10 protein-coding genes are annotated in these 12,814 nt (G+C 51.5%); 5 read left to right on the plus strand and 5 right to left on the minus strand.

Annotated elements, in window-relative coordinates; translation table 11 throughout:
* Position 1 precedes the first annotated feature (1 nt).
* The 5 genes from xseB to ileS all read right to left on the minus strand — a co-directional run bounded on the left by xseB (position 2) and on the right by ileS (position 6,948).
* A complete protein-coding gene (gene xseB / locus Q0600_RS01220) occupies positions 2–187 on the minus strand; it encodes an exodeoxyribonuclease VII small subunit (RefSeq protein WP_005872361.1) in 186 nt (61 codons plus the stop codon).
* A complete protein-coding gene (locus Q0600_RS01225) occupies positions 177–1,283 on the minus strand; it encodes a homoserine O-acetyltransferase (RefSeq protein WP_298755952.1) in 1,107 nt (368 codons plus the stop codon). The genes xseB and Q0600_RS01225 overlap by 11 nt, the downstream gene beginning before the upstream one ends.
* On the minus strand, positions 1,280–2,731 hold the full coding sequence (guaB, locus tag Q0600_RS01230; RefSeq protein ID WP_295152204.1) for an IMP dehydrogenase: 1,452 nt from the start codon (positions 2,729–2,731) through the stop codon (positions 1,280–1,282). Before guaB ends, Q0600_RS01225 begins: the two co-directional genes overlap by 4 nt.
* A 2-nt stretch (positions 2,732–2,733) precedes the next feature.
* On the minus strand, positions 2,734–4,092 hold the full coding sequence (gatA, locus tag Q0600_RS01235) for an Asp-tRNA(Asn)/Glu-tRNA(Gln) amidotransferase subunit GatA (RefSeq protein ID WP_298755955.1): 1,359 nt from the start codon (positions 4,090–4,092) through the stop codon (positions 2,734–2,736).
* Positions 4,093–4,188: 96 nt separating this feature from the next.
* On the minus strand, positions 4,189–6,948 hold the full coding sequence (ileS, locus tag Q0600_RS01240) for an isoleucine--tRNA ligase (protein WP_298755958.1): 2,760 nt from the start codon (positions 6,946–6,948) through the stop codon (positions 4,189–4,191).
* A gap of 118 nt (positions 6,949–7,066) precedes the next feature.
* Between ileS and Q0600_RS01245 the strand changes: the two genes are divergently transcribed.
* The 5 genes from Q0600_RS01245 to Q0600_RS01265 all read left to right on the plus strand — a co-directional run bounded on the left by Q0600_RS01245 (position 7,067) and on the right by Q0600_RS01265 (position 12,627).
* The gene (locus tag Q0600_RS01245) at positions 7,067–8,197 is read left to right on the plus strand and encodes a CinA family protein (protein ID WP_298755961.1); all 1,131 of its coding nucleotides are present in this window, start codon (positions 7,067–7,069) and stop codon (positions 8,195–8,197) included.
* An 11-nt stretch (positions 8,198–8,208) separates the two neighbouring features.
* Positions 8,209–9,054, plus strand: coding sequence for a hypothetical protein (locus tag Q0600_RS01250; protein WP_298755964.1), 846 nt, complete (start codon positions 8,209–8,211; stop codon positions 9,052–9,054).
* A gap of 556 nt (positions 9,055–9,610) precedes the next feature.
* Positions 9,611–10,141: an NAD(P)H-dependent oxidoreductase gene (locus Q0600_RS01255; protein WP_298755967.1), complete on the plus strand. Its 531-nt coding sequence runs from the start codon at positions 9,611–9,613 to the stop codon at positions 10,139–10,141.
* A gap of 279 nt (positions 10,142–10,420) precedes the next feature.
* Positions 10,421–11,350, plus strand: coding sequence for an aspartate carbamoyltransferase catalytic subunit (locus Q0600_RS01260; protein ID WP_298755970.1), 930 nt, complete (start codon positions 10,421–10,423; stop codon positions 11,348–11,350).
* Positions 11,347–12,627 (plus strand): dihydroorotase, encoded by a 1,281-nt coding sequence (locus Q0600_RS01265; protein ID WP_298755974.1) that lies wholly within the window; start codon positions 11,347–11,349, stop codon positions 12,625–12,627. Before Q0600_RS01260 ends, Q0600_RS01265 begins: the two co-directional genes overlap by 4 nt.
* The last annotated feature ends 187 nt before the right edge of the window (positions 12,628–12,814 follow it).

A 12,814-nucleotide genomic window follows, 5' to 3' on the forward strand; every position in this document is an offset into this window, starting at 1 on the left:
CCTAAGCCTGCTCGGGTGCGTTTATTTCGGCAACCTCGAGCTTAGCGTTTTCTAAAATTTCCTTCGCCTCCTTTAGCAGCGCCACGCCCTGTTTATACAGCTTCACGCTCTCTTCTAGGCTTAGATCCTTGTCGTTTAGGCTTTTTAAAAGCGCATTAATTTTTTCCATTTTTTCCTCAAAACTCATCCAAAATCCTTTTTATGATGTAATCAAATTTTTCTATCTCGACCAAAAACGCGTCGTGTCCGTAGTCGCTGTCGATCTGCGCGTAGCTAGTGCGATCCTTTTTGCCCAGATCGCTCATCGCATCGTAAATTTCTTTCATTAGCCCCGGCGGAAAGAGCACGTCGCCCTTGAAAGAGATGAGGTGCAGGCGCGATCTGATCTGCGCGCAGGCGTTTTTGAGATTGCCGTAGTGGCGCGTGCAATCAAATATATTCATCATCTTGGCGATGTAGAGATAGCACAGCGGATCGAACCTGCGCGCGAAATTTTCGCCGTTGTATTCAAGGTAGCGATCCACCTGAAAGCGCCCGTTAATCTCATAAAGACCGTCGGTTTCAACGTAGTTACGTCCGAATTTATCCTGCATCGAGCTTGGGCTTAAAAAACTTATATGCCCCGCCATGCGCCCCACCGCCATGCCGTCAAGCCCGCGCTCGGCGATCAGATTTTTATCGTAGTTGCCGTTTTTAAAGCTCGGATCGCGCAAGATGGCCTCGGTCGCGATCTTATTAAACGCGATCGCCCAAGGCTGCGTAGCGTATGTGCTTGCGAGTACGAAAATTTCATCCGCAAATTCCGGATATTCGATCGCGTAGCACAGCGCCTGCATGCCGCCCAGACTGCCGCCGATAACGGCGCGAACGCGGGCGATGCCTAGGCGCTTTAAAAGCATCATCTGCGCGCGCACGACGTCCGAGACGACCACTACGGGAAAGCGCAAGCGGTACTCGCGGCCGCTGCTTTCATCGACGTCGAGCGGGCATGTCGAGCCGAACGGCGAAGCTAGGATGTTTATGCAGATGACGAAAAATTTTGTCGTATCGACCGCTTTATGATCGCCGATGAGCCCGTCCCACCAGCCGGGCTTAACGTCGCCTTCGTAAAGTCCCGCGGCGTGTGCGGAGCCGGTTAGGGCGTGGCAGATGACGATGACGTTTGATTTGTCCGGGTTTAGCTCGCCGTAGGTTTCATAGGCGAGCTTGAAGTTGGAAAAGACGCGGCCGCTCTCCAGATAGAGCGGCTCGTCGAAATTTTGAATTTTGCTTTGAAGGATCACTGATTTACTCGGTAATTCGGCGCTTCCTGCGTGATGATGACGTCGTGGACGTGGCTTTCTTTAAGACCTGCGCTCGTGATCTCGACGAATTCCGCCTTTTGCTGAAAGGTCGCGATATCCTTGCTGCCGCAGTATCCCATCGAGCTTCGCAAGCCGCCTAGTAGCTGAAAGATCACGTCTTTTAGCATGCCCGCGTAAGGCACGCGTCCCTCGACGCCCTCGGGCACGAGCTTTTCTTTTGCGGTGCCGTCTTGAAAGTAGCGATCCGAGCTTCCTTTCTGCATCGCCGCTAAGGAACCCATGCCGCGGTAGGTTTTGTACTGGCGACCCTGAAACGTAATGAGCTCGCCCGGGGTTTCGTAGCAGCCCGCAAGCAGGCTTCCCATCATCACCGAGCTTGCGCCAGCGGCTAGGGCTTTAGCGATGTCGCCCGAGTATTTGATGCCACCGTCTGCGATGATCGGAATTCCAAATTTAGCCGCCTCGATCGCGCAATCGTTGATCGCGGTGAATTGCGGCACGCCCACGCCCGCTACGATGCGCGTAGTGCAGATCGAGCCCGGGCCGATACCTACTTTAATCGCATCGGCTCCTGCGTTTGCGATATCTTTTATGCTAGCGGGGTTTGCGACGTTTCCGACCACTACGTCCACGTCAAAATTTCGCTTCAGCTCCTTAAGCGTGTCGATAATGCCTTTGGAGTGTCCGTGCGCAGAATCCATCACAAGCGCATCTACGCCCGCTTTGACGAGAGCTTCGGCTCTTTGTAGATGGCCTACGCTGATCGCCGCGGCGACGCGAAGGCGGCCAAATTTGTCTTTATTGGCGCTTGGATATTCGATACGCTTTTTAAGGTCTTTAATCGTAATAAGCCCTTCTAAATGGCCGTTTGCGTCGATTATCGGAAGCTTTTCTACCTTATTGTTTCTAAAAATTTTCTCCGCATCATCAAGCGTGCAGCCTTTTGGGGCGGTAATTAGCGGAGCCTTGGTCATCTTCTCGCCTACGAGCGCGGCGGTGTCTGTTTCAAAGCGCAGATCGCGATTGGTTAAAATTCCAATCAGCACGCCGTTGTCGTCGATAACGGGAATGCCGCTGATGTGGTACTCGCCCATCAGATCGAGAGCGTCTTTGATCGTGGCGTCCGCCTTGATCGAGATAGGATCGATGATGACGCCGCTTTCGCTCTTTTTTACGCGGCGAACCATCTTGGCTTGGGAGTCCTCATCCATATTTTTATGGATCACGCCGATGCCGCCGAGGCGTGCCATCATTATCGCCGTGCGGTACTCGGTGACCGTATCCATCGCAGCACTCACGAGAGGGGTATTTAGCGTGATATTTTTCGTAAAACTCGTGCTGATATCGACCTCTTTGGGTAAAATTTCAGAGTATTGCGGTACCAACAAAACATCCTCGAAGGTCAGAGCCTTTTTGACGATCTTCATACTTATCCTTTCACGATTTTTTCTAAACTCAAGCCGCCGTCCAGCACCGTTTGTTCGTCGTAGGCGCGCCCGATGAGCTGCGCGCTGATATTAAGAGCCTCTTTGTTTTTCGCTACCGGCACGGAGATCGCGGGAAGCCCCGCTAAATTTACGCCGATCGTATAGATGTCGCTAAGATACGCACGCAGCGGATCACTAAGCTCGCCGAATTTATACGCCACGCCCGGCGCGATCGGCATAAAGATCAAATCAGCGTCTTTTAAAATTTCCTCATATTCACTTTTGATGAAGGCCCTTGCCTTCTGTGCCTTGATGTAATACGCGTCGTAGTAGCCGCTGCTTAGCACGAAGGTGCCTAGAAGCATGCGGCGCTTGACCTCGTCGCCGAAGCCTTCGCCGCGAGTGTTGGCGTAGAGCTCTTTTAAATTCAGAGCCTTTGCGCGGTTTCCGTAGCGCACGCCGTCGTAGCGACTTAAATTTGCGCTAGCCTCGGCGGTCGCGATGATGTAGTAGGTCGCGATGTCGTATTTGGAGCTGCAAAGATCGCGATAAACGATCTCGTGTCCGAATGATTTTAGTTTTTCTATGGTTAAATTCAGAGCCTCTTTGACCTGCTGCGAGGCTTCGTCGATATAATTTTTTATAACGGCGATCTTAAGCTTGCGATCTCCGTTTAGCTTATCCGCGGTGCTTTCGTAAGCGCCCGCGTAGCTCGTGCTGTCCATCTCGTCGCGGCCTGCGATGATGTCGTATAAAATCGCCGCGTCCTCGACGCTGCGCGTGATCGGTCCTATCTGATCGAGGCTGCTCGAATACGCCGCAAGCCCGTAGCGGCTGACCCTGCCATAACTCGGCTTAAAGCCTACGCAGCCGCAAAATGCCGCCGGCTGGCGGATAGAGCCGCCGGTATCGCTTCCGAGTGCGGCTACGGCGATATTTGCCGCTACGGCAGCCGCGCTTCCGCCGCTACTGCCGCCGGGTACGCGCGAGTGATCGGTCGGATTGAGAGTTTTGCCGTAGAATGAGCTTTCGGTCGTGCTTCCCATCGCAAACTCATCCATATTCGTTCGCCCAAACGGCGCCAGGCCGCGCTTCCGTAGCTTTTTGATCACCGTCGCGTCGTATGGCGCTACGTAGCCTTGCAAAATTTTACTCGCCGAGGTAACGCTCCAGTCTTTTACCTGAATGTTATCTTTGATCGCGATCGGCACGCCCTCGCCGCTGATGTTTAGAGCCTCACCCGTGAGCTGCTCGACGTAGGCGCCGAGCTCTTTGGTTTTTAAAATTTTATCCTTTAGCTCCGCTCTAAGCGCCGAAATTTCATCCGCACTCAGGCTTAGAGCCTCTTTCAAACTTATCATCTGCCATCCTTAAATTTATTCACGAAATAGATCCCCACGCCCGTCGCTACGCAGATCAGCGCGATCGTAAAAAATACGAAGCCGAGACTTATGGGGCTAGCGAGCATGCATGACCTTCGCGCAGCGCGGGCAGAGCTCATCAGGCTCTTTTGCGTTAAATTTCCAGCACCTCGGGCATTTGTGCTTCGATGATTTTACGAGGCGGAAAATTTCGTCGTTTATCTTAAACTCCGCTAGAGCCTGCCCGCTTTGCAGAGTGTCCACGTCGCTTACCATAAACCAATCCGCCACGCCCAGGATGTCGTTTGATAAAATTTCGTTCGAGCTCGTCTGTAAAACCAGCTCGAGCGTCGATTTGATGATCTTGTCCTTTTTCAGCGCATCGATAAGCTCGAAAAATTTCTCCCTCGATTTGATTAAAATTTCGTCAAATTCTAGAAAATCGTCAAATTCTACCTGCTTATAGATCAGATCAAAAACGTCCTCCTTGCCCTCTTTGATGATACGCGGCGCAAACTGCATTACTTCGTCGATCGTGTAGGTTAGCGTAGGCGCGATTAGAGGCAGCAGAGCTCGTGTAATCAGAGCGATTGCGCTTTGCGCGCTTCTGCGGCGCGGCTCGTCGGGTGCGTCGCAGTAGAGCCTATCTTTGCAGATATCAAGATAAATTCCGCTCAGATCGGCGCTTAAGAAATTTAGCAAAGCGTTGAAGCCTTTTGAAAAATCGTAGTTTCTAAATGCCGCTTCCGCGCTCGCAAAGGCGTTTGCCGCGCGCGTTAGGATCCAGCGGTCGAGCCGCGTAAAATTGCTCGTCTCGATCTCGCCCAGATCACTGGTGCTTGCGAGCAGAAATCTTATCGTATTTCGGATCTTGCGGTACTGTTCGCTTACCTGCTTTAGGATATTGTCGCTGATCTTTAGATCGGTCGAATAATCGCTCATCGCGACCCACAGGCGTAAAATTTCAACGCCGTGGCTCTTGGCGACCTCTTGCGGATAGACGACGTTTCCGACGGACTTACTCATCTTTTGGCCCTTCTCATCGACGGTAAATCCGTGAGTGAGGATGCTTTTGTACGGCGCGCATTCGTTGATCGCGCAGCTTAGAAGCAGTGAGCTTTGAAACCAGCCGCGGTGTTGGTCGCTGCCCTCAAGATACATATCCGCAGGGAATTTGCCCGCATCGTAGGCGCCGCTTTGCAGCACTGCTTTCCACGTAGAGCCGCTATCGAACCAAACGTCTAAGATATCCATCACCTTTTCTAAATTTTCAGGCTTATAGCCGCTGTCCTGAGGCAAAAGCTCCGAAATTTCCATCTGCCACCAAGCATCCGCGCCCTTAGCCTTAAAAATTTCGTAGATATTATTTAAAATTTTCTCATCAAAGATCGGCTCTTTGGTGTTTTTATCGCGGAAAAACGCTATCGGCACGCCCCAGTCCCTCTGGCGGGAAATACACCAATCGGGGCGGTTTTCTATCATCGAGGTAAGGCGGTTGATGCCGCTTTGCGGATAAAATTTAACCTTGCCGATCTGCTCTAGCGCCACCTGACGCAGCGTCTTGCCGCTAGGCATTGGCTCGTCCATCGCGATAAACCACTGCTTCGTCGCGCGGTAGATCACCGGCTTGTGCGTGCGCCAGCAGTGCGGATAAGAGTGGACGAATTTGCCGGATTTTATAAGCGCGGGGCCTAGGATCTGTAAAATTCTCTCGTTTGCTTTGAAGATATGCATCCCCACGAGCTCATCCACGACGTCCGCGCGGAAGAGTTTTTTGGTTTTAAGAGTTTGATCGAAACAGCCGCCCTCATCCACGGGCATCAGCACTTCGATGCCGTATTTAAGCCCTACGAAATAATCGTCCTCGCCGTGTCCCGGAGCCGTATGCACGAGCCCGGTGCCGCCGTCCATTAAAACGTGCTCGCCGAGGATAAACTTTGAAGCTCTATCGTTTAACGGATTTATCGCGTTTAAGCCTTCAAGCTCGGCAGCGTTAAATTCTTTAACGATCTCGCCCTTCGTGATGCCCAGGCTTACGAGGCTTTCGACCAAAGGTTTAGCAAGTATCAAATTTTCGCTCGTCAGCGCGTAAATTTCATTCGGGTTCAAAGATATCGCGCCGTTTGCGGGCAGCGTCCAAGGCGTGGTCGTCCAGATGACCGCTTTAGCGCCTTTAGCGCCGATTTTAGCGTTCGCTTCACTGCTTAGATCAAACGCCACGAAGATCGAGTAGTCCTCTTTGTCTTTGTATTCGACCTCGGCTTCTGCGAGCGCGCTTTTTGCCGCCCAGCTCCAAAACACGGGCTTACTTCGCTCAATCAAAATTCCTTTTTTCGCGATCTGGCAGAGCGCTTTGTAAATTTCAGCCTCAAACTCAAATTTTAGCGTCAGATATGGATCGTCCCAGTCTCCCAAAATCCCCATATCTTTAAATTCACTGCGCTGCACGTCGATAAACTCTTTGGCGTGCTGTCTGCAAAGCTCGCGTATCTGCACTTTTGAAAGCGATTTTTTCTTATCTCCGAGTTTGATCTCTACTTGCTGCTCGATCGGCAGGCCGTGGCAGTCCCAGCCCGGCACGTAGCGGATCTCCTCGCCGAAGAAATAATGGGTTTTGGTGATGATATCTTTTAAAATTTTATTCAGTGCGTGGCCGATGTGGAGGTGTCCGTTGGCATACGGCGGGCCGTCGTGGATATTGAAGCTGACGCTTGCGCCCTTGCGCTTAGCTTTCATCTTTTCGTAAATTTTACGCTCGTCGTACCACGCCTTAAATCGCGCAGGTTCGTTTTGCGGCAGTGCGCCTCGCATCGCAAAATCCGTAGTAGGAAGAAAGAGAGTATCTTTGTAGTCCATATTTGTACCTTTTCGTGTCTTAAAAAATTTGTGAAGTTTATCCAAAACGCCATTAAAAAGCTCTGAAAGAGCAGTCTGCGTTTATGCTATAATGTGCGAAAATTTAATGAGGGTCTTTATGAAAAATATCATCCTTGTAATCGGCGAGGAGATCCGCTACGACGCGGCTTTGATGAGCTATATATCTCGCAGCTATGAGCAAGTTTTCGGGCGGATGGATGATCTGAAATTCTTAAGCGAAAACGATAAGGTTTTGCCCTTCGCGCTTGAAAAGATGATCGATTCGTACGATTTTATCACGATCTTTGCGGCAAACTCCGCCTACGCGGTCGTCGGTAAAATTTTATCGACGCTCTCTTTCGATTCGCTCGAGCTGAAAAACGGAGAAACCCTAGCGCCCTCGATGGCGCACACGGTGGCGAAAAACAGCTTCCTGCTAAAAGTCAGAGGCTGCTCGGTAAACGTGATCAAGGCGCTTTGCTTGCAGAGCCTGCCGCCGATACTCCAAGACGCGCCGAGCGCGGGCGAGAGCTTTTATCTATTTGATTGCGAATACGAAAGCGTAAAGCAGCGCCTAGAGAGCCTTGCGATCAGTTATAAAATTTCGCTTACGATCAGTAGGCCCTGCTCCTTTTTGCTGCTCGTGCGCGCCAGTGCGATGAAATTCGGAGCGCTGGATGCGTTTTTACAAAGCGTCGGCAAGTATTATGAGAGCTGCTACATCGAAGGCGGCGATTTTATGGGCTTCGTGGTGGATAGACTGCGCGAAATAGGCGCTAAGATCACCTTTGCCGAAAGCTGCACCGCAGGGCTCATCGCCGCAAAATTCGGCGCGGTTGCTGGCGTGAGCGACGTTTTTGACGGCTCGCTCGTAAGCTACGCCAACGAGATAAAAAATCTCTGGCTCAACGTGAGCGAAGATACGCTCGCTCGCTACGGCGCGGTCAGCGCGCAGACCGTGGGCGAGATGCTGGAGGGCGCGCTGCAAAGCAGCGGGGCGAGTTTCGCTCTTGCAGTAAGCGGTATCGCAGGCCCCGGCGGCGGAAGCGCGCAAAAGCCCGTAGGGACAGTATTTATAGGCGCAAAGGAGCAGGGCGGCAAACAGATCGTCGGGGAGTTTCATCTAAAAGGCGATCGAAACTATATCCGCGAACAAAGCGCCGATATCGCTATCTGCTTGCTTTTGAAGCTTAGAAGCGATCTGTTTTTCGGGCGGCTTCCAAGCGCGCCTGCGAGAGATGAAATTTAAAGGAGCGGATTTTGAAAAGACGAATTTTGAAAGGGTGCGGGCGCGATTCGGCGCAGAATTTTATCCGAACGAGCGGCGAGCAGGGCTTTGAACGATGGCAAAATTTCGATTCGGCAGGCGCTGCGCGAAATTTTACTTCGGCGGATGACGGGCAGAATTTTACTCGGGCTAGCGACGGGCGAAATTTTATCTCAGAGCAGGGCGGGCAAAATTTTATCTCGGCGGGTCGCGCTAGAAATTTTAGTTTTATAAATGACTTTAGCTTTTTGAACGCGGCGCGAAATTTTACTTTAGCGCTAGCTACGGCGTGTATTTTAAGCGGCTGCGACGGCGGATTGGACGCGCAAGATCGCGAGCAAAGCGCACGCTCGGAGCAGAATTTTAGCGCGGGTAATCAAGGGCAAAATTTTAATAAAAGCGCGGATAGCTCGGGGCAAAATTCCGCTCAAAACTCCACGCAAAATTCCGCGCCGCAGGATTTTGAGCGCAAGCGAAACTCCGATCTGAACTCCACGATAGACGAGCTTGCAAGCGATGCTAAAGTTTTGGGCGAGGCCTTGCAAAATTTGCAGAAAAAGGCGCCCGAAGCGCTGAACGATTTCGCCGCTCGCAACGCGGATAGGACCAAGGATCTGATAAAGCAGGGCGAGGCGGCGGCGCGCGAGGCGGGCAAAAAGCTTGATCGAATGGGGCAGAGCCTGCAAGGCATTATTAAGGATGCAAACGATAGCCTAGGTAAGGTCTTGGAGGGCTTTGGCGTCGCGCCTCGGCAGGAGCCGCGCGGCGGGCGCTCGCAGGAGCGCGATGATAATTCTGAGCTTGAAGAGGCGACCGATAGGCAAAGTTTTAGAATTTAAATTACGCTAAATTCTACTCAAATTTTTTGTTGCAACTACCACCCGCAGGAAAGCGGCAAGTCTTCGCAGGAGCGTAACGAGCCTGCACGAAAGCGTGACGGACACTCATAAGAGCGCGATGAGCACCCGCAGCCCGACAACAGAACCGATGGGCAAGGTTTTAGAATTTAAGCGGCACTAAATTTCGCTTCAATTTGTTTGTTGCGGCGAATGCTTGCAGAGAAGCGATGCCAAATTTCATTAAAATTTCCCCTGCGCGGCGGCTTCGTTAAAATTTTACTCGCGCGAGCTTCCGCAATGGAATATGAATATTTGCAAAGAAGTGATAAACCTCTGTAAAACGCGACGAGTGCCCCAAGGGCGAGCATTTCTAAAATAAAGCGCGAGTAGTGGATGAAGTTTGGAATTCAAAGCTCCGCTCTTTGATGCTGCTGTAAAGATAAGCGGGTGGCGGCTGGTAAAGCTTTAGAATTTAAGGTCGCTTGCGATAAAACAAGAAAAATTTTACGAAGTAGGGCTATAATGCGCCCCGCAATTTCAAATTTAAAGGATAGAAATGAAAACTCTCATTATTTTAGCTCATCCAAATATCGCAAACTCGCTTGTAAACCGCCACTGGAGGGATGCTGTGCTAGCCCATCCTGATAAGTTCGAGCTTCATGATCTTTACGCGCTTTATGCGGATTTTAAAATCGATGTGGAAAAGGAGCAAAAACTGCTCGAAAGTCACGATAAAATCGTGCTTCAGTTTCCGTTTCGTTTTTCAAACTGCACGCCGCTTCTTAAGCAGTGGTTTGAGGACGTTTTTACGCGCGGCTGGGCTTATGGCGCAGAGAGCGGCGGCAAGCTTAAAGGCAAAAAATTTGCGCTTGCGATCTCGCTTGGCGCGACTGAGGCAAACTACTCTAAAAACGGCATCGTGGGCTTTAGCGTGGATGAGGTGCTAGCGCCATTTAAGGCTACATTTAATTTCGTCGGCGCAACGACTATGCCTAATTTCGTCTCATACGGCTTTACTTACGATAAAAGCGAGCAAGCCGTAGAAAATAGTGCAAAAAATTATATAAAGTATTTAAATAAGCTTTAAATTCTTTGCTTTTCTAGCCGCCCGCTGCGCGTAAAGCTTTAAAATTTTATGTAAGTGGCGTGGCTGATTTTTTAAAATTTTCGCTTAAAAAGCTCAAATTTAATCTCAAAATTTTTAAATTTTACCCCAAAATTCCGCTCGCGCTTCGTATGCGAACTCAAATGAAATTTCAAGCAAAATTCCGCGTCTAAATTTGAGCCCCGCTCTTAAATTTTAAAATTTTATCAGAGATTTTTTTATACAATTACGGCTGAAATTCGGCCCAAAAAAGGAGAGGGAATGTATAAGCTAAAGCATCTTCTTAGCGCGCAGGATCTGAGCCGCGAGGACATCTACGACTTTATAGATCTGGCGCGCGAGTTTAAAGCGCTGAACCGCAGCGATATCAAAAAATCCGACTCGCTTCGCGGCAAGACGGTCATCAACGCGTTTTTCGAAAACTCCACCCGCACCCGCACTAGCTTTGAGATCGCAGCCAAGCGCCTGGGCGCGGACAGCGTAAATTTCACGGCTGCGGACAGTAGCACGAAAAAGGGCGAGACGCTGATCGACACTATCAGAAATATGCAGGCGATGCGCACGGATATCTTCGTGCTGCGCCACAGCTGCTCGGGCGCGGCGAAATTTGTCGCGGCCAACTGCGACGCATCGATCGTAAATGCGGGCGACGGGCTGAACGAACATCCGAGCCAGGCGCTGCTGGATCTTTTTACGATCAGCGAGCACAAGGGCAGGATCGAGAATTTAAACGTCGCGATCATAGGCGATATATTTCGCTCGCGCGTAGCTAGAAGCGACATCTGGGCGATGAAAAAGCTCGGCATAAACGTGCGACTCTTCGGCCCTCCGATGATGCTGCGCGACTGCGACGCGTTCGGCTACCCGATATGCAAAAGCGTGGAGGAGGCGATCGAGGGCGCCGACGTCATCATCATGCTTAGAATCCAGCTTGAGCGGCAAGACGGCGAGCCGAGCTTCCCGAGCGTGCGCGAGTACTCGAAATTTTTCGGACTTACCGCCAAGAGGATGCAGGCAGCGAAAGAGGGCGTCATGATAATGCACCCGGGCCCGATCAACCGCGGCGTGGAGATCAACTCCGACGTAGCCGACGATCCGCGCTATAGCTGCGTTTTAGATCAGGTAGAAAACGGCGAGGCGATGCGAATGGCGATACTTCATACGATAAATTTAAACAGGAGCGCACGATGAAAATTTTGATAAAAAACGGCACGATCGTTAATCACGACGGTAGCGAGGAAGTAAACGTCCTGATCGAGGGCGATAGAATTTCAATGATCACGCGCGAGTGTCCCGCCGCAGACCGCGTCATAGACGCCGCGGGCAAGCTCGTGATGCCCGGGCTCATCGATATGCACGTGCATTTTAGAGACCCGGGGCTCGAATACAAAGACGACGTCATCAGCGGCAGCGAAACCGCGGTCGCAGGCGGCGTGACGACCTGCCTTCCGATGGCAAATACTAGGCCCGTAAACGATAACTCCAGCATCACTCGCGCGATGATTGCCAAGGCCAAGGGGCGCGGGCTGATCGATCTGCTGCCCATAGGCGCGATCTCGCAGGACTGTAAGGGCGCAAAGATCGTCGAGATGGGCGATATGCTGGAAGCCGGCTGCGTGGCCTTCAGCGACGACGGGCTGCCCGTGACCGACAGCTCCGTGATGCGACAGGCGCTCGAATATTCCGCGCACTTCGGCTCGTTCGTGATAAATCACAGCGAGGATTGCTCGCTTTGCCATGGCGGCGTGATGAACGAGGGTAAAGTCAGCGCGATACTCGGTCTAAAGGGGATGGCGAGCGAAAAAGAGGAGATTATGATCGCGCGCGATCTGCTGCTTGCCAAAAAGACGGGCGGGCACATCCACATCGCGCACGTAAGCTCGGCGTGGTCGTTAAAGCTCATCGAGCAGGCTAAGCGCGAGGGCATCCGCGTCACCTGCGAGGCTACGCCGCATCACTTCACCTTCGACGAGCGCGAGCTGATGGGATACGATACGAATTTTAAAATGTCGCCGCCGCTTCGCACCCAAAGCGACGTGCAGGCGATCAGAGAGGCGCTTAAAAGTGGTCTGATCGACGCCATCGTGACCGATCACGCTCCGCACAATACCGACGATAAATTTGTAGAATTCGACCACGCGCCGTTTGGAATTTTAGGGCTTCAAACCCTCGTGCCGCTTACGCTTCGGCTAGTAAACGAGGGCGTCATCGGTCTTGAAGACATGGTGCGGCTGTGCTCGTTTAATCCGGCTAAAATTTTAAATTTAAAGGACAAGGGCGAGATCAAAGAGGGCTTTTTGGCCGACGTCGCGATCATCGATCCGCAGATTTCCTACGTTTACGACGAGGCGCTAAATAAGTCCAAATCGCGCAACTCGCCGCTTTTTGGCAAGCAGCTTACGGGCGCTGCGGTTTGCACGATCAAAAGCGGCCGCGTGGTCTATGAGTTTCCAAACGTCGTAGCATAGGGTACTTGCGGCGTAAGGCTTGCGAGCGGCGGCTTGCGGACGAGCGGCATTCGTAGCATAAACGAAGCGATTGCTTCATTTTAAATTTAGCTAGTTTGGACGCAACGACTCGCTTTTAAAATTTTGCGGTGCGATCGGTTCATTTTAAATTTGATGGCAGCGTAGGCGTGGCGACTTGTCTTTAAAA

The organism is uncultured Campylobacter sp., assembly GCF_938041645.1.
Classification (GTDB): Bacteria; Campylobacterota; Campylobacteria; order Campylobacterales; family Campylobacteraceae; genus Campylobacter_B.

Excerpts from the sequence above, each read along its gene's own strand:
- xseB (WP_005872361.1), bottom strand. The coding sequence starts at position 187 with ATGAGTTTTGAGGAAAAAATGGAAAAAATTAATGCGCTTTTAAAAAGC.
- guaB (WP_295152204.1), bottom strand. The coding sequence starts at position 2,731 with ATGAAGATCGTCAAAAAGGCTCTGACCTTCGAGGATGTTTTGTTGGTA.
- gatA (WP_298755955.1), bottom strand. The coding sequence starts at position 4,092 with ATGATAAGTTTGAAAGAGGCTCTAAGCCTGAGTGCGGATGAAATTTCG.
- ileS (WP_298755958.1), bottom strand. The coding sequence starts at position 6,948 with ATGGACTACAAAGATACTCTCTTTCTTCCTACTACGGATTTTGCGATG.
- Q0600_RS01245 (WP_298755961.1), top strand. The coding sequence starts at position 7,067 with ATGAAAAATATCATCCTTGTAATCGGCGAGGAGATCCGCTACGACGCG.
- Q0600_RS01255 (WP_298755967.1), top strand. The coding sequence starts at position 9,611 with ATGAAAACTCTCATTATTTTAGCTCATCCAAATATCGCAAACTCGCTT.
- Q0600_RS01260 (WP_298755970.1), top strand. The coding sequence starts at position 10,421 with ATGTATAAGCTAAAGCATCTTCTTAGCGCGCAGGATCTGAGCCGCGAG.
- Q0600_RS01265 (WP_298755974.1), top strand. The coding sequence starts at position 11,347 with ATGAAAATTTTGATAAAAAACGGCACGATCGTTAATCACGACGGTAGC.